The sequence below is a fragment of the Ruminococcus sp. YE282 genome, from assembly GCA_900101355.1.
Taxonomy (GTDB): Bacteria; Bacillota; Clostridia; order Oscillospirales; family Acutalibacteraceae; genus Ruminococcoides; species Ruminococcoides bromii_A.
This window is the reverse complement of record FMUV01000011.1, coordinates 13,866-33,016: the sequence shown is the minus strand read 5'-3', so window position 1 is coordinate 33,016 and position 19,151 is coordinate 13,866. Positions and strand designations below refer to the sequence as shown.

The window sequence follows — 19,151 nt, the reverse complement described above, 5'->3', positions numbered from 1 at the left end:
ATTGTATAATGATTAAAATTTAATTTTAGCGGCACTTTTTTGATGACAATTTTCGACGAAGCGACGACAAAAAATCTTTTTATAATTCCTTTATGTAAATATCAACAGTACTAAATCCTGTACAATAATATGGAGATTGAAAATATATATTTCATATAGCGGTGGTGGTAGTATGAAAAAAGCTTTACTGGTTTCCCACTCGGAGCAAAGCGCAGTTTCGCTTGCCGAATTGCTTAGAAACGAGGGTTATGCCAAGATTTCTGCTTCATATACCGCCGATTCGGCACGCAAAAATGTTTTGGACGATGAGTTTGACCTTATCTGCATAAACGCGCCGCTTCCCGATGAAAACGGGATAAAACTTTCCGAGGAATTTGCCAATTCAACACGTTCAAGCGTTGTGATTATTGTTCCTCAAAAGAACGCCGACGATGTAAACGATTTGTTGACAAAACACGGTGTTTTGGTAATTGCAAAGCCGATAAACCGACACCTTTTTCACCATTATCTTCAGTTTACGGATTGTTTCAGAATGAGAATGTTCCGTGTGGCTGAAGAAAATGAACGTCTGAAGCATATGGTTGAGGATATGAAGGTAATAAACCGAGCAAAACTTTTGCTTGTTACCTGCCTCAATATGTCCGAAGAACAGGCGCACCGCTATCTTGAAAAGCAGGCGATGGATTTGCGCGTCAGCAAGCTGCAAATTGCTATGCAGGTTATTAAAACCTACGAAAACTGATTTTCACATTAAATTTCTGAAAGGAAAGTGTTTTTATGAGCCGCACGGCGTACTTAATTCTTGAAAACGGTACTGTGTTTGAAGGCAAAGCCTTTGGTGCCGAAAAAGAAACTATGGGAGAGCTTGTTTTCACAACGGCGATGACAGGTTATCTTGAAACACTCACCGACCCCAGCTATTACGGTCAGGTGGTTATTCAGACATTCCCTTTGATTGGTAACTACGGGGTTATTCCCTCTGATTTTGAGAGTGACTCACCGTCATTAAAAGGATATATTGTAAGAGAATGGTGCCAAGCTCCCTCAAACTTTCGCTGTGAGGGTGACCTTGACACCTTTTTAAAAGAGTCCGATATTCCCGGAATTTACGGAATTGACACACGTGCACTTACAAGAATCGTGCGTGAATACGGCGTGCTGAACTGTAAGATTGCTTATTCCGACGAAGTTGACGAAAAGCTTCTTGAAGAAATCAAAAACTACGTAATTACAGAAGCTGTTGAAAATACAACTATTAAAGAGAAAAAGGAGTTTAAGGCTGATAACGGAACTCTTGACGTTGTGCTTATGGACTTTGGCGCAAAGCATAATATTTGCCGAGAACTTGTAAAGAGAGGATGCAATGTAACCGTTGTTCCTGCCGATACTTCTGCCGAAGAAATTAAGTCGATGAATCCTGACGGAATTATGCTTTCAAACGGCCCGGGAGACCCAAGCAGCAATACGGAAATTATAGCACAGCTTAAAAAGCTTTGTGAATATAAGATTCCGACATTTGGAATTTGTCTGGGTCATCAGCTTCTTGCTCTTTCGCAGGGAGCAAAAACAGAAAAACTTAAGTACGGTCACCGTGGTGCAAACCAGCCTGCCAAGGAAATTGAAACAGGCCGTGTTTACATTACTTCTCAGAACCACGGATATGCCGTTGTAAGCGACAGTATGCCTGCAAACGGCAAAGTAAGCTTTGCAAACGGAAACGATAACACCTGCGAGGGCGTTACATACACCGATATGCCTGCATTTTCGGTTCAGTTCCACCCCGAAGCTTGCGGCGGCCCGCACGACACTGCATTTTTGTTTGACCGTTTTATTAAATTGATGAAAGATAATAAGTAATACATAACCGAAATATATTGTATAAGGAATGATTGTATGCCACTCAAACAGGATATAAAAAGAGTTATGGTAATCGGTTCCGGTCCTATTGTAATCGGACAGGCTGCCGAATTTGACTATGCGGGCACACAGGCGTGTCGTGCTCTTAAAGAAGAGGGACTTGAGGTTATTTTGGTCAACTCAAACCCTGCAACAATTATGACCGACAATGCTATGGCGGATAAGGTTTATATTGAGCCGCTTACGCTTGAAACAGTTAAAAGAATAATCAAAAAGGAGCGTCCTGACAGTTTGTTGTCAACCTTGGGCGGCCAGACAGGACTTACGCTCTCAATGCAGCTTGCAAAAGAGGGCTTCCTTGATAAATATAACGTAAAACTTCTCGGAGCAAATCCTGAGACAATCGATAAGGCTGAGGACAGACAGCTCTTTAAGGATACAATGCTTGAAATCAATCAGCCTGTAATTCCGTCGCTTGTAGTAAACGACGTTGAATCCGCTGTTGATTTTGCAAATGAAATCGGCTATCCGGTAATTATTCGTCCGGCATTTACGCTTGGCGGTACCGGCGGCGGTATTGTAAATGATGAGGAAGAGCTCAGAGAGATTACTTCTAACGGTCTTGAGCTTTCTCCGATTACACAGGTATTGGTTGAAAAATGTATTTCAGGTTGGAAAGAAATTGAGTTTGAGGTTATGCGTGACCACGACGGCAACGTTATCACCGTTTGCTCTATGGAAAACTTCGACCCTGTCGGAGTTCATACAGGCGACTCAATTGTAATTGCCCCGACTGTAACCCTTGCCGATAAAGAATATCAGATGCTCAGAAGTGCGGCGCTTAACATTATTTCTGCATTAAAAGTAGAGGGCGGCTGCAACTGTCAGTTTGCGCTGAATCCCGAAACTTTTGAATACGCTGTAATTGAGGTTAACCCACGTGTATCACGTTCATCTGCACTTGCTTCAAAGGCAACTGGATACCCGATAGCAAAGGTTGCCGCAAAAATTGCAATCGGCTATACACTTAATGAAATTAAGAATGCCGTTACGGGTTCAACATATGCTTGCTTTGAGCCTGCCCTTGACTATGTTGTTGTAAAGTTCCCAAAATGGCCGTTTGATAAATTTGTTTATGCAAAGCGCACCCTCGGTACTCAGATGAAGGCTACCGGTGAGGTTATGGCTATTGCCCCGACCTTTGAACAGGCAATTATGAAAGCTGTCAGAGGTGCTGAAATTTCACATAACACACTTGATGACAAGGAATTTGCAGAACTTTCAAATGCTTCTGTTTACGACAGACTCAGCGTGTGCGACGACAGAAGAATTTTCTGTGTGTATGAAGCGTTAAAACGAGGAATTTCCGTTGCTGACATTCATAATATAACATTAATTGACGAATGGTTCCTTGAAAAGTTAAAAAATATTATCGCAGTTGAAAACGAGCTTAAAAACGGCGAGCTTACAGAGGACCTTTACGTTCGTGCAAAGAACAAGGGCTTCCTTGACAAGACAATTGAACAGATTACAGGCAAAAAGATAGAAAATCCGCTTGTCCCGGTTTATAAAATGGTTGATACCTGCGCTGCCGAATTTGAAGCCGAAACTCCGTATTTTTACTCCACATTCGATAAAGAGAACGAGGCTGACGAATTTATTAAGGAGCGTGCCGACGGCAAAAAGACAGTTATCGTATTCGGTTCTGGTCCTATCAGAATCGGACAGGGTATTGAATTTGACTATGCTTCGGTTCACTGTGTATGGGCTCTTAAAAAAGCAGGATATGACGTTGTAATTGTAAATAATAACCCAGAAACCGTTTCAACCGACTTTGATACGGCTGACAGACTTTATTTTGAGCCTCTGACAACCGAGGACGTTATGGGAATTATCAAAACCGAAAATCCATACGGCGTTGTGGTTGCTTTCGGCGGACAGACAGCTATTAAACTGACAAAATTCCTAAGCGATAACGGTGTTAATATTCTCGGAACTTCTTACGACGCTATTGATATGGCAGAAGACAGAGAGCGTTTTGACGAATTGCTTGAAAAATACCACATCAAACGTCCGAGAGGCGTTACGGTTATGACAACCGAAGAAGCTCTTTCGGTTGCTAAAAATATCGGATATCCTGTACTTCTTCGTCCGTCCTATGTTCTTGGCGGTCAGAATATGATTATTGCGTTTAACGAGGACGACGTTAAGGAATATATGGCAATTATCCTTGCTCAGAATATAGAAAACCCGATACTTATTGATAAGTATTTGCAGGGAACAGAGCTTGAAGTTGACGCAATCTGTGACGGCGACGATATTTTGATTCCGGGTATTATGGAGCATATCGAGCGTGCCGGAGTACATTCGGGCGACTCAATTGCAGTTTATCCCGCATGGAATATTTCTGATGAAATGACAAAAACCATTATCGAAAGCTCACGCAATCTTGCAATTGAGCTAAGAACAAAGGGTCTTGTCAACATTCAGTATCTTATTTACAAAAACGAGCTTTATGTAATTGAAGTTAATCCGCGTTCTTCAAGAACAATTCCTTATATCAGCAAGGTTACGGGCGTGCCGATGGTTGACCTTGCAACCCGCGCTATGCTTGGCGAAAAGCTTAAGGATATGGGTTACGGCACGGGTCTTTACCGCAGAAGTCCTTACATTGCCGTAAAGGTACCTGTATTCAGCTTTGAAAAACTTATAAATGTTGATAACCACCTCGGACCCGAGATGAAATCAACCGGTGAGGTTCTCGGTATTGCAAGCACTCTTGAAGAGGCTTTGTATAAGGGACTTATTGCAGCAGGTTATAAGATGAAGAAAAAGGGCGGCGTGTTCATAACCGTCCGCAATTCCGATAAGGTGGAAATCGGAGAAATCGCAAAGAAGTATTATGACCTTGGCTTTACAATATATGCTACCGAGGGTACGGCTGAAGTTTTGAGAAAATTCGGCATTGACGCAGTATGCGTTAAGAAAATCCACGAGTCCAAAAACCGCAATACACTCACACTTATTGAATCGGGTAAAATTCAGTATGTTATTTCAACTTCCGCAAAGGGCAGAATACCTTCGAGAGATTCTGTTAAAATCCGCAGAAAAACGGTTGAAAGAAACATTCCGTGTCTTACTTCGCTTGATACGGCAAATGCTTTGGCAGACTGCCTTAAGAGCCATTATTCACAGCACAGCACCGAGCTTGTAAACATAAACGATATGAGGGAGGCAAAGGAAATGCTTAAATTTACAAAAATGCAGGGTATAGGAAACGACTATATATACTTCAGCACTTTTGACCAGGAAATCAACAATCCCGAAGCACTTGCGGTAAGACTTTCCGACAGACATTTTGGAATCGGCGGCGACGGCGTAATTCTTGTTTGCCCGTCAAAGGTTGCCGACGCAAAGATGAAGATGTATAACCGTGACGGTTCAGAGGGCAAGATGTGCGGAAACGGTATCCGCTGCGTAGGCAAGTTCCTCTATGACCACGGTATGATTGATTACAATCAGAAAGATGAAATTACTGTTGAAACCCTCAGCGGAATTAAGTCGTTAAAGGCATACACAACAAACGGCGAGGTTACACGTTTGCGTGTTGATATGGGCAAGGCTGTTCTCAATCCAAAGGACATTCCTGTTGCTATTGACGGCAAAGAAAAGGTTGTAAACGAGCCTGTTACAATAGGTGACAAGCAGTACAATATTACCTGCGTTTCAATGGGTAACCCTCACTGCGTAGTATTTATGGACGATATTGATAACCTTGAAATTGAAAAGGTTGGTCCGGAGTTTGAATTTAATCCTTTGTTCCCCGAACGTGTAAATACCGAGTTCGTTACCGTTCTTGACGAACACACAATTAAAATGCGTGTTTGGGAACGCGGTTCGGGCGAGACTTGGGCTTGCGGAACAGGAGCATGCGCTGTTGCCGTTGCTGCTTGTGAAAACGGCTTCTGCAAAAAGGGCGAAGACATCAAGATAAAGCTTATCGGCGGAGATCTTATAATAAATTATACCAACGATACTGTTTATATGACGGGAAATGCCGAAAAGGTATTTGACGGCGAGATTGAGGTGTAAAAGTGGAGATAAACAATAATATTAAAAAGAATACTAAATATATTTTTGTAACCGGCGGCGTTGTTTCGGGACTCGGCAAGGGTATTACCGCTGCGTCCCTCGGTCGTCTTCTCAAGGCAAGAGGTTTAAAAATCGTTGCTCAAAAACTTGACCCCTATATTAACGTTGACCCGGGAACTATGAGCCCGTATCAGCACGGTGAGGTTTATGTTACCGAAGACGGCGCAGAGACCGACCTTGACCTTGGACACTATGAGCGCTTTATTGACGAAGATTTAAACAAGTATTCAAACCTTACAACAGGCAAGGTTTATTCAAACGTTCTTGAAAAGGAGCGCCACGGAGATTATTTGGGAAAAACCGTTCAGGTTATTCCTCACATCACCAACGAAATTAAGTCATTTATATATAATGTTGGCGAAAAGACAAACGCCGACGTTGTTATCACGGAAATCGGCGGCACAGTAGGCGATATTGAAAGCCAGCCTTTCCTTGAAGCAATTCGCCAGGTTTCACTTGAAGTAGGCAGAGAAAACAGCATCTTTATTCACGTAACCCTTGTTCCGTACATTAAGGGCAGTGAGGAACATAAGTCAAAGCCTACTCAACATTCCGTTAAAGAACTTCGTTCACTTGGAATCAATCCTGACATTATTGTTCTCAGATGTGATGAACCGCTTGAAAAGAGCATTTTTGAAAAAATCGCACTTTTCTGCAATGTAAAGCCCGATTGCGTAATAGAAAATATCACGCTGCCAACGCTTTATCAGGCTCCGCTCATGCTTGAAGAAAGCAATTTTTCAAACGTTGTTTGCCGTGAGCTTAATATTGCCGTTGATAAGAAGCCTGACCTGACTGAATGGAAAGAAATGCTTGAGCGCATAAATAACCGCACAAAGAAGTGTACAATTGCACTTTGCGGAAAATACGTTGCACTTCACGACGCATATCTGTCCGTTGCCGAGGCTCTTCGCCATGCGGGCTTTGAAAATTCAGCCGACGTTGATATAAAGTGGGTTGACTGCGAGCTTATAACAAAATATAAGGCAGACGAGCTTTTGGGCGATGTTGACGGTATCCTTGTACCGGGCGGCTTTGGCAACAGAGGCGTTGAGGGCAAAGTTATGGCTGCAAAATATGCAAGAGAGCATAATATTCCGTATCTTGGAATTTGCCTCGGTATGCAGACTGCTGTTATTGAGTATGCAAGACACGTCCTCGGCTATGAAGACGCTAACAGCGGCGAGTTTGCGCCTGACGGCAAGCACAATGTAATCGACCTTATGCCTGAACAGCTTGGCGTTGAAGATATGGGCGGAACAATGCGTCTCGGCGCATATCCTTGTGTTATTAAGAAAGATTCAATGATGGCAAAGGCTTACGGAAAAGAAGAAGTTTCCGAACGTCATCGCCACCGTTATGAATTTAATAATGATTACAGAGAAGAAATAGAAAAGGCCGGAATGAAAATAACCGGTACTTCACCAAACGGACTTTTGGTTGAAGCCGTTGAAATCCCCGAAAACAGATTCTTTGTAGGAGTACAGTATCATCCGGAGTTTAAGTCCCGTCCTAACCGTGCTCATCCGCTTTTCAGGGAATTTATCAAGGCTTCGCTTGAAAAATAAACTTGCGTAACGAAATTTTTTGAAAGGAATTTTGCATATGAAGATAAATAAGAATTTCGACAACCTTGTGCCAAACTATTTGTTTGCCGACGTTGCAAAAAAAACAGCTGAATTTGCAAAGGCAAATCCGGATAAGAAGATAATCAAGCTCGGCATCGGCGATGTAACATTGCCGCTTGCTCCTGTTGTAGTAGAGGCTATGAAAAAGGGAGCAGAGGACCTTGCCCACAAAGAAACATTCAAGGGCTATCCCGACTATGAGGGCTATGCGTTTTTGAGAGAAGCTATTGCAAATTATTACAAGGGTTTTGGCGTTACTGTTTCTGCCGATGAAATCTTTGTTTCTGACGGTGCAAAATCCGATTGCGGCAACATCGGTGATATATTTGATAAAGACAACACCGTTCTTGTTACAGACCCCGTATATCCGGTATATGTTGACTCCAACATTATGGCCGGCAGAAAGATTGTGTATGCTTCTTCCGATGAATCAAACGGATTTGCGGCTATGCCCGATGACAGCGTAAAGGCAGACATAATCTACCTTTGTTCTCCAAACAATCCTACCGGTGCGGCATATAATTACGAACAGCTCAAGGCTTGGGTTGACTATGCAAACAAAAACGATGCGATTATTCTTTATGACAGTGCTTATGAAGCATTTATTACCGAGGATTTGCCTCGTTCAATCTTTGCCGTTGAGGGTGCAAGAAAGTGCGCAATAGAGATATGCTCACTTTCAAAGACAGCAGGATTTACAGGCACACGTTGCGGCTATACAATTATTCCGAAAGAGCTTGAGCGTGATGGACACAACCTGTATTCAATTTGGTATCGCCGTCAGGCAACCAAGTTTAACGGCGTTTCATGGCCTGTACAGTGTGCGGCTGCGGCTGTATTCAGCGAAGAGGGTCAGAAACAGATTAAGAAAAATATTGAGTATTATCAGGAGAACGCAAGAATTATTTCTTCTGCTCTTGATGAACTCGGAATTTATTATACAGGCGGCAAAAATTCACCGTACGTTTGGTTAAAGTGCCCCAATAATATGGGAAGCTGGGAATTCTTTGACCTGCTTTTGAAAGAAGCTAATGTTGTCGGCACTCCGGGCGAGGGCTTCGGCGAAAATGGCGCAGGCTACTTCCGTCTTACCTCATTCGGCGACAGAGAAAACACAATAGAAGCTGTTGAACGTTTAAAGAAGCTTATAAAGAGCCTTTAATGGTCAAACGCCTCTCCAAAACGGAGGGGCGTTTTGTTTGTTGCAGCGTGTGACTTGTAGTTGAGATTAGTATGAAATCAAAAATATAAAACAATGTCTTAATTATTTTACGGTATATGAAATCAATACACTTTTTACGCATTTTGCGCTGTTGATATTTGGTGATTTTTGTAGTATAATATAATCTTAAGTGCAGATTTACCCTCTGCTTTAGAGGCGAAGAATATTACAATCTTTCGGCAGGAGTTAATCTTTCGTTGAATCCCAAGAAATTGCGGCTCCTTTGCACTGCTTGCATCGGTTGCAGGCTCTTGTTTTTTAGACAAAGCAGAGTGTTGCTCCGATTTAAATATAATTAAAATGTGTTGAACTTTCGGAGGTGTTTTGCTTGAACGTAAACGTGGGCGACCGTGTTGAAATGAAAAAACCGCACCCCTGCGGCGGAAAAACATTTCGTATTTTGCGCATCGGTATGGACTTTAAAATAAAGTGCGAAAAATGCGGCAGAGAAGTTATGGCTCCGCGTAATAAGATTGAGAAAAACATCAAAAAAATCTTGATTGATTAAGGATAAATTATGTTTGAAAAGATAGAGATTTTTGACAAAAGATACAGCGAGCTTTCCCAAAGGCTGTATGAGCCGTCTGTTGCGGCAAATCCCGACGAGTATCAAAAAACAATGAAAGAGATTAAGTCGATTGAAGAAATCGTGCTTACTTACCGTGATTACAAAAAGGCACTTGCCTCACAGCAGGAAAGCCTTGAAATTTTGAATGAGACTTCGGATCAAGAACTCAAAGAGCTTGCACAAGCCGAACTTGACGAAGCCAAGTCAAATATTGAAGAGCTCTCGGAAAAACTAAAGATTTTGCTTTTGCCAAAAGACCCGAATGACGAGAGAAACGTTATTATTGAGATAAGAGGCGGAGCAGGCGGCGAGGAATCCGCCCTGTTCAGTGCTGTGCTTTTCAGAATGTACTCAATGTACGCCGAAAAGCATAACTTTAAGGTTGAAGTGCTGAATGCAAACGAAACTGAGCTTGGCGGATATAAAGAAATTTCATTTATGGTTGAGGGAGAGGGCGCATACTCTCGTTTTAAGTATGAGAGCGGCGTTCACCGAGTTCAGCGTGTTCCCGAAACCGAAAGTCAGGGCAGAGTGCATACCTCAACAACTACGGTTGCCGTACTGCCGGAGGCTGAGGACGTTGAGCTTGAAATTGACCCAAATGATTTGAAAATCGATACCTTCCGTTCAAGCGGTGCCGGCGGTCAGCACATAAACAAAACAAGTTCGGCAATCAGAATTACCCATATTCCGACAGGAACGGTGGTTGAGTGTCAGGACGAGCGCAGCCAGTATAAGAACAAGGACAAGGCGCTCAAAGTCCTTAAAAGCCGTCTTCTTAAAGAAAAGCAGGATAAGCAGGCGAGCGAGATTGCAGCTGACAGAAAATCTCAGGTGGGAACGGGCGACAGAAGCGAGCGTATTCGTACCTATAATTATCCCCAGGGCAGACTGACCGACCACAGAATAGGTCTTACCCTATATAAGCTTGAAGATATTCTGAACGGTAATTTGGACGAAGTTATAGACGCTTTGATAACGGCTGAACGTGCCGAAAAGCTAAAAGAAAATATGACTCAGTAATCGGGTGAAACTTTTGAAAACACTTTTACTAACAAATACTGCCGAAAATATTAATAAAGCCGCCGAAATTCTTAAAAACGGCGGTCTTGTCGGCATTCCGACCGAAACGGTTTATGGCCTTGCGGCAAATGCGCTCAACGGCAAAGCGGTTGCGAAAATATTCGCCGCAAAAGGCAGACCGATGGACAATCCGTTAATTGTACATATCGCTGATTTTAATGATATAGAACGTTTTAATCTTGTGCGTGAAATTCCCGAAAATGCAAAAAAACTTGCCAAGGCTTTTTGGCCGGGACCGCTCACAATGATAATGAAAAAATCAGACATAATTCCCGATGAAGTGTCGGCAGGCTTGGACACTGTTGCAGTGCGTTTTCCAAGCCACCCCGCAGCTCAGGCGATAATCAAGGCGGCTGATATACCGCTTGCGGCGCCGTCCGCAAACCTTTCGGGTTCGCCAAGTCCGACAACAGCCGAACACGTTATGAATGATATGAACGGAAGAATTGAGGCTGTGTTTGACGGCGGAGCGTGCAGCGTAGGACTTGAAAGCACGGTAATTACCTTGGCAGGGGAAGTTTCCCGAGTGTTAAGACCGGGCGGAATAACCGTTGAGATGTTAAAAGATGTATTGGGCGAAGTCGAAGTTGACAACGCCGTGCTGCATAAGCTTGCAAACGGCGCAAAGGCGGCAAGCCCGGGAATGAAGTATAAGCATTATGCTCCAAAGGCAAATGTAATACTTCTTAAATGCAGTGATGATGAGTATATTGATTATGTAAACTCGCACGCCGCAGAGAATGTAGCGGCGCTTTGCTGTGATGAGGACATTCCGAGCCTTAAAGTCAAGACGTTTACGCTTGGAAAGCGAAATGATTATATTTCTCAGGCTCACAACCTTTTTGACGAGCTGAGAAAAATTGACGAAAGCGGAAAAATCAACACCGCATACTCAAGGCTGCCGTCTACCGAAGGCGTTGGAATGGCAGTTTATAACCGACTTATCAGAGCCGCAGGATTTGAGGTGGTTGACCTTGAAAAAGTGTAAGATAATAGGTTTGACGGGGCAGACAGGCGCAGGCAAAAGCACGGTTGCGAAATTGTTTGCAGAGTATAATATTAAGATTATTGACGCTGACAGCATTGTACATAAGATTTACAGCAGTGCTTCCGTTTGTCCAAAAACATTGGCTGCCGCATTCGGCAATGAGGTCCTTAATTTAGACGGAACTCCCAACAGACCTCGGCTTGCAAAAGCTGCGTTTTCTTCAAAAGAAAATTTGGCGCTTCTAAATTCAATTGTGCATCCGTTTGTTATGTATGAATTGCTTTTGCAGATTAAATCTGAAATTGCCAAAGGAACAGAAACAGTAGCATATGACGCACCCCAGCTTTTTGAGAGTAACTCGGACTTGATTTGTGATGTTATTGTCAGTGTTGTTGCTGAAAAAAGCGTCCGTATGCAAAGAATTTGCAGTCGTGACGGAATTGCTCCCGAAGCTGCCGAAGCGAGGATTAACGCTCAGCTTAACGAAGAATACTTCAGAAAAAATTCTGATTATATAATAGAAAATAATAAGGGTTTAAACGATTTGACGCTTGCAGCCGAAACGGTTTTAAAACAAATTTGTCCGAGGTGATATTGATGGCAGACAGCAATGATTCTTCTAAAAATTCAAAAAATCTACTTGTGTGGATAATAGTTGTGTTTGTATTTATCGGTGCGATAGCAATTTTTGTAGTGAGTTTTCAAAAAAACACAACTGACAATTTTAAGAAAACCAGTTATCCCGAAGATTACAGCGATTACGTTGAAAAGGCGGCAAGTGATTACAATCTTGACCCGGCCTTAATTTATGCGATAATACGCACCGAAAGTGCATTTGACCCCAACGCAGTGTCAACAGCAGGGGCACGCGGAATTATGCAGGTTATGCCGTCATCGTTTGAATGGCTTATGGAAAGACGGGGAACAACCGGACAATATACGGCGGACGATTTGTTTGACCCGGCAATTTGCATTGATTACGGAAGCTATCTTTTGAGATATTTCTATGATGTATATGATGACGAAAGATGTGCCATTGCCGCTTATAATGCCGGATTTGTTGTAAGCGACTGGCTTGGTGACAGCGATTACAGCAACGACGGAAAAACGTTATATTCAATTCCTTATCCTGAAACCAGCGATTATGTTGATAAGGTTGAAGAAGCAAAAAATATGTATATCGAATTGTATTATTCATAAAATAATCAAAATGCGAAAGGAAGATTATAATGGCTGAAGAAAAATCAAAAACAGCAGAACTTAAAGAACAAATTATGATGAAAGAGCCGGAAGGCGTAAAATCACTTTCAAAAGAAGATATTGCCAAGGCTGATGACTTTTGCGTAGGTTACAAAAAATTTCTTAACAATTCACCGATTGAGCGTGAAGCGGTTCGCTATTCAATTGAACTTGTAAAAAAAGCAGGATTTGTTGAATATGCCCCCGAAGCAAGCTACAAGGCAGGCGACAAAGTTTATTACAGCAACCGTGGAAAGGCACTTGCTCTTGCCGTAATCGGAAAAAACGGCGTAAAGAACGGCGCAAGACTTGCAATTGCACACATTGACTCACCAAGAATTGACTTAAAGCCCAACCCGCTTTATGAATCAAACAACCTGGCTCTTTTTAAGACCCATTATTATGGAGGTCTTAAGAAATATCAATGGACAACAATTCCGCTTGCACTTCACGGCTCAATTATAAAGCTTGACGGTACGGTTATCAACGTTAGCTGGGGCGACAGCGAGGATGAGTCCTGCTTCTGCATAAGCGATATTCTTCCGCACCTTGCCCAGGAACAGGTTACCAAGCCGATGGCAAAGGCATTTACAGGCGAAGATTTAAACGTTCTTGTCGGCTCACGTCCATATGATACCGAAGATAATGAAAAAGACCTTGTAAAATTAAATGTGATGAATATCCTCAACAAAAAGTACGGAATTACCGAGGGCGATTTCCTTTCGGCAGAGCTTTGCCTTATTCCTGCATTTAAAACAAGAGACGTTGGCTTTGATTCAAGTCTTATCGGCGGTTACGGTCACGACGACAAGGTTTGTGCATATCCTGCACTTATGGCAGCTATTGACGTTGAAACACCCGAGAGCACCTGCGTTACCTATCTTACCGACAAAGAAGAAATCGGAAGCGACGGTAATACAGGTATGCAGAGTGACTTTTTACGTTACTTTATCTATGACCTTGCAAGTCAAGACGGCGTTGAGGGATACAGGGCATTGTCAAAGAGTACTTGCCTTTCTGCCGATGTAAATGCCGCATTTGACCCAACCTATGCTTCTGCGTTTGAGGCAAGAAACTGCTCATACCTGAACAACGGTGTGGTAATCTCTAAATATACAGGTCACGGCGGAAAATATGACACATCGGACGCTTCGGCAGAGTATATGGGCAAAGTCCGTTCATTGCTTGAGAGCAATCACATTTTGTGGCAGATTGGCGAGCTTGGCAGGGTTGACCTTGGCGGCGGCGGAACAATTGCAAAGTATGTTGCAAATATGAATGTTGATGTTGTTGACCTTGGCGTTCCTGTGCTTTCAATGCACGCTCCGTTTGAAATTATATCCAAAACCGACGTTTATATGGCATACAAAGCATTCTTTGCTTTCTTTGATGAAAAGAAGTAATTAATAAACTTTGTGCTTTATAATGTGTTTGTCAATTCAATAAATGATTTGCGGAGAACGGCTTGACAGTTTCTGAATATGTATGATGTTTGGATTAAAACTTTCACCCGTTCTCTGCATTTTTTTAAATTTAAGCAAAGCTCTTCTTTATTAGCAGGGAACAGAGCTTGCGAAATATTACACTTAGATTAATCATTAGTTAATATAATTTTGTTTGTGAGGCGTTTAATATGGCTGACAAGAAAACAACCGACATAGTCACTCCGCAGTTCAGCAGAGAAAAGGTAATAGTTCGCACCAGCATTGTCGGCATTGTTACAAATGTTTTGCTTGTGGTTTTTAAATCGGCGGTAGGATTGCTGTCAAACTCAATTGCAATCGTTCTTGATGCAGTCAACAACCTGAGTGATGTGCTTTCCTCTCTTATAACGATTGTGGGGGCAAAACTTGCCGGCAGAATGCCCGACAAGGGGCACCCGCTCGGTCACGGAAGAATAGAGTACATAAGCGCAATGATGGTTGCCGCAATTGTTCTTTATGCGGGATTTACGGCGTTTGTTGAATCCGTCAAAAAGATATTTAACCCTGTGCAGCCCGATTACTCACCTATGACTTTAATAGTTGTCACTTCTGCTGTTATTGTAAAAATAATCCTTGGATTGTTCGTGCAGAGAAACGGCAAAAAGGTAAATTCAACCACACTCACCGCTTCAGGCATAGACGCCCTGTTTGACGCCGTTATTTCTGCTTCGGTTCTTTTGTCGGCTATAATATATTTGCTGACAGGGGTTTGCCTTGAGGCATATCTTGGCATTGTAATTTCCGCATTTGTAATCAGACCCGGCTACAAACTGATGAAAAGCACTCTTAATGAAATTTTGGGCAAGCGCATAAGCAGGGATCTTTTGTCAGAAATTAAGCAGACCATTTGCGAGGATGACTGCGTTTTCGGCGCATATGATTTGATTTTGCATTGCTACGGAACCGACAATTACATAGGCTCGGTCAACGTTGAAATTCCCGACGTTATGACTGCAGATGAAATTGATACAATGGAGAGGCGGATTGCCGACAAAGTTTATAAAAAGCACGGGGTTATACTTGCAAGCATCGGAATTTATTCGATGAATACGACCAATGATGAGATAAAGAAGATGAGAACCGATATTTCTCATATTGTAATGTCACACGACAATGTGCTTCAAATCCATGGTTTCTATGTGAATTTAAAAGAAAAATCAATTTGCTTTGATATAATTATTGATTACGACTCCAACGACAGAGATAAAATGTATTCACATATTTACAATGAAATTCAAAGTCATTATCCCGACTTTTCGCTGAAAATTGATATGGATATTGATATATAACCTAAGTTCTGATAATTATCGCCTCTAAGGCGATAGGGAATACATCAGGATTTTGGCAGGAGTTATAATCCCATATTGAATTTCTTGGGGCTAACTTTTTTACTGTTTGCAGTTCGTAGCAAGCTTTATTCAGAGCGTATTTTCAATAAAAAACAACGACCATCCGTAAGTGGGTGGTCGTTTTGTGTTACAAAGAATTATTCGCTATGTTTCCGTTTTATTCTGCCGATTCAAGAACATTTTTAATATCAATGATTGTGGAATCATCGGGTTTGATTTCAAGGCTTTCGGCTGCGCTGACTAACGGTTTTACGCAGAATTCGGCAGTGGAAATGTTAAGTGCACGGGACTTTTCAATGTTTTTCAGCTTCTTTTCAAGTGCCTCCTGTTCAGCCAAATCCGCCTCGGCTGAGAGCTTTCTTAATTCAATATTCTTTTTCTCTTTATCATATTTTGAATTAATCAATCCTTTAATTGTGCTGAGCAATGAATTAAACTCGCATTTACCGATTTTTCCGCCAAACACAGCCATATAGCACACTAAGAGCGGCAATGCGCTTGCCTGAAGAGTGTTCCAAATTTGAAGTATAACATCACCGGGAGAGTGAAGCGCAGTTTTAACGTGAACATTTTCCGGGTGGTCGTTTGACAGTAACCTTGCAGAGCACAGGACAAAATTGGTTAAGTCAAGAACATTTATATCCTGCTTTTTGTTTACTCGGAATGTAACGGTTAACTTTCCTTTGTAAATGAAAGTATCATAACAGTTGCTCAGTACCAATTCATCATAGTCGTTGAGGTCGCTGAGGCTGTGCCAGTTCTTTGCAATGGCACTTTCAAGATACGGACTCACGGTGTCGTTTTCACCCAACACCTTGATTAAAGAAATTTTTCTTCTTTTTATGTAGGGACACTTAAACGAGTCAACGTATTTATTTGCTTTTTCAATTTCCTTGCTGACTTCTTTTTCGTGTTCAATCGTCAGGTCAGGCGAGTTTTCCTCATAGTATTCACCGATAGTTGCAAATGCTATGCGGTCATTGTCAACAATAACCGCAATATCGCCTGCTTTTAATTCACAGCAAAAGCGGATACATTTATTTAATGCAGTTCCAGCCTTGCTCTCATCATATATTTTTTTTAAGGAAGTTTTCAGCTCTTTGGATTGAGTAGGGGAAAGCTCATCGCTTATCATAGCTTTTCGCACAAGATTCCAGCCTATGGCTATGTATTCCTCTTTAAGAAATTCGTCAAAAAAGAATCCGCGTTTTGTTCTTACCATCCAAAAATTTGTTGTGTCGCTTATTGTGGGAATATTAAGCATTTGTTCAATTCCGTCCATTTTTACCTCTTTTGCTTTCGTAATTAAGCGTACAGTATGTTAAAACAACACTACGTCGTTTCGTCCCTTTATTGCCCGAATAATATCCTGATTTTGAGAGTGAATTTTAATTTTGTTAAGATAATCAAAGCTGACCGAAACAGATTTTGTGTAGTCCTTGTTGTCATTCAGCTCATTTATCAAAAGGCTTGCTTCATACCTATGACAAAACTCCATTGTGTTCATAAGACCGTTGCCGTATCCGCCGTCGTCTTTGTGTGTGGTTATTCTTCTTAATCCCAAGTTTTTAATTGTGTTCGGCTCAAACATACTGCCGCTGTCGTAAACATTTATGCTCAAAACATTGTTTGCGGATTCAAAGGATATTTTAATGTTTTTAGTTTCTGCCTCTTTTACGGCACTTACAGCATTTTCTGCCAGGTCGAGCAGGACAGTATTCAAGTCGTTTTCCGCTTTCGGAGAATTTGCAAATTCTTTTAAGTTTTTATGTACCTCAAACACAAAGTTAATGTCGGACTCTTTGCACTCTTTAAAAATATATTTTATGCATGCGTCTGTCGATGAAAGTCCGCTTTCCGACAGCTTATCCGCTACCTTTGAATTTGCAACCATACCGTCTCTTTCATCGGTAAGTTCATTAAGCTGTTTTAGCAGAGGTTTGGATTTTTGCCTTTGTTCGTCAAATGACTTGTATTTTAGCAATTTCTCAATTGCTCGCTGCATCTCAGGAATAATTTTATTGTCTTTAAGCAAAATTTCAGAGTATTTTTTATTATCTTCCTCTAATTCTCTTATTGCGTTTTCCTTTTCTTCAACAAGATTGTTCATTACCTCCTGATTTCTCAGGTTTACCTTTTCAATATAAATATTTTTAATATGTTTTGTGAGAAGAATTGCCACAACCACGCCGCAAAAAACTATCGTGAGCAAAATTATTGTAAAAACAACGTGGCCGGCTTGCCTTGAATATGCCAATGCTACAAGAAACAAAACCATAAAGCAAATATAAGATGTTATTTCATCCTTTGATATTTTGCGTACCATGGAAATGCCGTTTTTAAGAAGTTTTATTTTGAATATTGGAATACACATTGCAAATTGAAAAATACCCGACAGCATTACCGCAATAAAATTAAGTACGTTAACGCTGTTGATGTACCTAAAGAGGAAATATAAAAGCGGTGTGCAAATTAGCGTGGCTATGTAATACGCCGCATAGCTTACAACATAGGAAATTGTTGTAAGACAAAATGAATCGTTTGTACGGCTTTTGTACATAAACATTGTTATTAAAAATACCGAAACAAACCCCATTGCCAAATTCAGCGGCGCAAAATGTGCACGCAAAAAGTATTCTGCCGACGAAATCAGCGCGGAATATGCAATGATAAAGACAGTTTCTTTTGCCTTTTCTTTCGGCTTATAGTCAATGATTTTGGCATATATAAAAAATGTACAGAGGATGATTGAAAAGTGCTTGATGATGCTGAAAATCATATATCTGTATCTCCTTTGATAATGGAAGCTAATACATAAATTATATTAATAATATATTATCATAGCCAACAACATATTGCAACAAAATATGCGCTTTATAAGACTTTTGTTTTAAAAATAAATATATATAAAAATAAAACGGTTGTTTTAACCAACCGTACTTTATTCTTAATTATTCAAGCACAAACCCCCTTGCCGAAAGACAAGGGGGCTGATTCTTAAACTTTGTTTGCAAGAGCTCTTTCAAGCCAAATATCTGCAATGTCCATTGCAAGGTACAAACCGTTTTTTTCGCTTGACTTAACAAGCTGCTTACGCGGAGAAAGATAAGGATCCGTTGCCATAAGCTGAACTGTAACCTTATCGGCAAGCTCAACGCCGTTCACGTTCTTTTTTGACTTTATCTGCATCCTTATAACATATGGGTCTTCCATACTGCCGTAATAAATTTCATCGCCGCAACGAACAAGAGGCTTACCCTTATAGGTCAAAAACTCCTGAGCTGCCTTTTTGGTATCTGCCACAAGGCATCATCCTTTCTATACATTGAGGTATGATTTAACAAGTGCTTCAAGTAGGTCGTCACGGTCTATTTTGCTGATAATATTTCTGGCATTGTTGTAGGTTGTGATGTAAGTAGGATCCTCACTGAGAATATAACCCACAATTTGATTAATAGGGTTGTAACCCTTTTGCCTTAACGCATCATAAACGATTGTAAGTCCCGCCTTTATCTGATCATCCTTTTCTTCACCAAGTGAAAAAATCATTGTTTTATCCAACATACTGAAACACCTCCTAA

Annotated in this window: 16 protein-coding genes; 12 read left to right on the top strand and 4 right to left on the bottom strand. The window is 41.3% G+C overall.

From position 1 onward, the window contains the following. The first annotated feature begins 172 nt into the window (after positions 1–172). The 12 genes from BLP46_RS05315 to BLP46_RS05255 all read left to right on the top strand — a co-directional run bounded on the left by BLP46_RS05315 (position 173) and on the right by BLP46_RS05255 (position 15,510). A complete protein-coding gene (locus BLP46_RS05315) occupies positions 173–742 on the top strand; it encodes an ANTAR domain-containing response regulator (RefSeq protein ID WP_092976745.1) in 570 nt (189 codons plus the stop codon). 35 nt (positions 743–777) lie between these two features. Further along, a complete protein-coding gene (locus tag BLP46_RS05310) occupies positions 778–1,857 on the top strand; it encodes a carbamoyl phosphate synthase small subunit (RefSeq protein ID WP_092976742.1) in 1,080 nt (359 codons plus the stop codon). Positions 1,858–1,893: 36 nt separating this feature from the next. Beyond that, positions 1,894–5,949: a carbamoyl-phosphate synthase large subunit gene (carB, locus tag BLP46_RS05305; RefSeq protein WP_092976739.1), complete on the top strand. Its 4,056-nt coding sequence runs from the start codon at positions 1,894–1,896 to the stop codon at positions 5,947–5,949. 2 nt (positions 5,950–5,951) lie between these two features. Then, entirely contained in the window at positions 5,952–7,577 is a 1,626-nt protein-coding gene (pyrG, locus tag BLP46_RS05300) for a CTP synthase (RefSeq protein WP_318259480.1), read from the top strand. Between the two features lie 37 nt (positions 7,578–7,614). After that, positions 7,615–8,799: an LL-diaminopimelate aminotransferase gene (locus tag BLP46_RS05295; protein WP_092976736.1), complete on the top strand. Its 1,185-nt coding sequence runs from the start codon at positions 7,615–7,617 to the stop codon at positions 8,797–8,799. 388 nt (positions 8,800–9,187) lie between these two features. Further along, a complete protein-coding gene (locus BLP46_RS05285; RefSeq protein ID WP_092976730.1) occupies positions 9,188–9,367 on the top strand; it encodes a DUF951 domain-containing protein in 180 nt (59 codons plus the stop codon). Between the two features lie 9 nt (positions 9,368–9,376). Beyond that, positions 9,377–10,450: a peptide chain release factor 1 gene (gene prfA, locus BLP46_RS05280; RefSeq protein WP_092976727.1), complete on the top strand. Its 1,074-nt coding sequence runs from the start codon at positions 9,377–9,379 to the stop codon at positions 10,448–10,450. Positions 10,451–10,454: 4 nt separating this feature from the next. Next, positions 10,455–11,498 (top strand): L-threonylcarbamoyladenylate synthase, encoded by a 1,044-nt coding sequence (locus BLP46_RS05275; protein ID WP_318259479.1) that lies wholly within the window; start codon positions 10,455–10,457, stop codon positions 11,496–11,498. Continuing rightward, positions 11,485–12,090, top strand: a complete 606-nt coding sequence (gene coaE / locus BLP46_RS05270; RefSeq protein ID WP_167669189.1) for a dephospho-CoA kinase — start codon at positions 11,485–11,487, stop codon at positions 12,088–12,090. The genes BLP46_RS05275 and coaE overlap by 14 nt, the downstream gene beginning before the upstream one ends. 5 nt (positions 12,091–12,095) lie before the next feature. After that, positions 12,096–12,698, top strand: coding sequence for a lytic transglycosylase domain-containing protein (locus BLP46_RS05265; RefSeq protein ID WP_092976718.1), 603 nt, complete (start codon positions 12,096–12,098; stop codon positions 12,696–12,698). A gap of 29 nt (positions 12,699–12,727) precedes the next feature. Then, entirely contained in the window at positions 12,728–14,140 is a 1,413-nt protein-coding gene (locus BLP46_RS05260; RefSeq protein WP_092976715.1) for an aminopeptidase, read from the top strand. A 230-nt stretch (positions 14,141–14,370) separates the two neighbouring features. Then, positions 14,371–15,510 (top strand): cation diffusion facilitator family transporter, encoded by a 1,140-nt coding sequence (locus BLP46_RS05255; protein ID WP_092976712.1) that lies wholly within the window; start codon positions 14,371–14,373, stop codon positions 15,508–15,510. A gap of 217 nt (positions 15,511–15,727) precedes the next feature. Here the strand turns inward: BLP46_RS05255 and BLP46_RS05250 are convergent, their stop codons facing one another. The 4 genes from BLP46_RS05250 to BLP46_RS05235 form a co-directional block, all read right to left on the bottom strand. Continuing rightward, complete coding sequence (locus BLP46_RS05250) at positions 15,728–16,852, bottom strand: hypothetical protein (protein WP_092976709.1); 1,125 nt, start codon at positions 16,850–16,852, stop codon at positions 15,728–15,730. 39 nt (positions 16,853–16,891) lie between these two features. Next, the gene (locus BLP46_RS05245) at positions 16,892–18,349 is read right to left on the bottom strand and encodes a GHKL domain-containing protein (RefSeq protein WP_092976706.1); all 1,458 of its coding nucleotides are present in this window, start codon (positions 18,347–18,349) and stop codon (positions 16,892–16,894) included. 218 nt (positions 18,350–18,567) lie between these two features. Next, on the bottom strand, positions 18,568–18,873 hold the full coding sequence (locus BLP46_RS05240) for a hypothetical protein (protein ID WP_092976702.1): 306 nt from the start codon (positions 18,871–18,873) through the stop codon (positions 18,568–18,570). 15 nt (positions 18,874–18,888) lie between these two features. After that, positions 18,889–19,134 carry an IreB family regulatory phosphoprotein gene (locus BLP46_RS05235; protein WP_015523616.1) on the bottom strand — a complete coding sequence of 82 codons (246 nt, stop codon included), beginning with the start codon at positions 19,132–19,134 and terminating at the stop codon, positions 18,889–18,891. Positions 19,135–19,151 lie beyond the last annotated feature (17 nt).

Excerpts from the sequence above, each read along its gene's own strand:
- BLP46_RS05315 (WP_092976745.1), top strand. The coding sequence starts at position 173 with ATGAAAAAAGCTTTACTGGTTTCCCACTCGGAGCAAAGCGCAGTTTCG.
- BLP46_RS05310 (WP_092976742.1), top strand. The coding sequence starts at position 778 with ATGAGCCGCACGGCGTACTTAATTCTTGAAAACGGTACTGTGTTTGAA.
- carB (WP_092976739.1), top strand. The coding sequence starts at position 1,894 with ATGCCACTCAAACAGGATATAAAAAGAGTTATGGTAATCGGTTCCGGT.
- BLP46_RS05295 (WP_092976736.1), top strand. The coding sequence starts at position 7,615 with ATGAAGATAAATAAGAATTTCGACAACCTTGTGCCAAACTATTTGTTT.
- prfA (WP_092976727.1), top strand. The coding sequence starts at position 9,377 with ATGTTTGAAAAGATAGAGATTTTTGACAAAAGATACAGCGAGCTTTCC.
- BLP46_RS05265 (WP_092976718.1), top strand. The coding sequence starts at position 12,096 with ATGGCAGACAGCAATGATTCTTCTAAAAATTCAAAAAATCTACTTGTG.
- BLP46_RS05260 (WP_092976715.1), top strand. The coding sequence starts at position 12,728 with ATGGCTGAAGAAAAATCAAAAACAGCAGAACTTAAAGAACAAATTATG.
- BLP46_RS05255 (WP_092976712.1), top strand. The coding sequence starts at position 14,371 with ATGGCTGACAAGAAAACAACCGACATAGTCACTCCGCAGTTCAGCAGA.
- BLP46_RS05250 (WP_092976709.1), bottom strand. The coding sequence starts at position 16,852 with ATGGACGGAATTGAACAAATGCTTAATATTCCCACAATAAGCGACACA.
- BLP46_RS05245 (WP_092976706.1), bottom strand. The coding sequence starts at position 18,349 with ATGATTTTCAGCATCATCAAGCACTTTTCAATCATCCTCTGTACATTT.
- BLP46_RS05235 (WP_015523616.1), bottom strand. The coding sequence starts at position 19,134 with ATGTTGGATAAAACAATGATTTTTTCACTTGGTGAAGAAAAGGATGAT.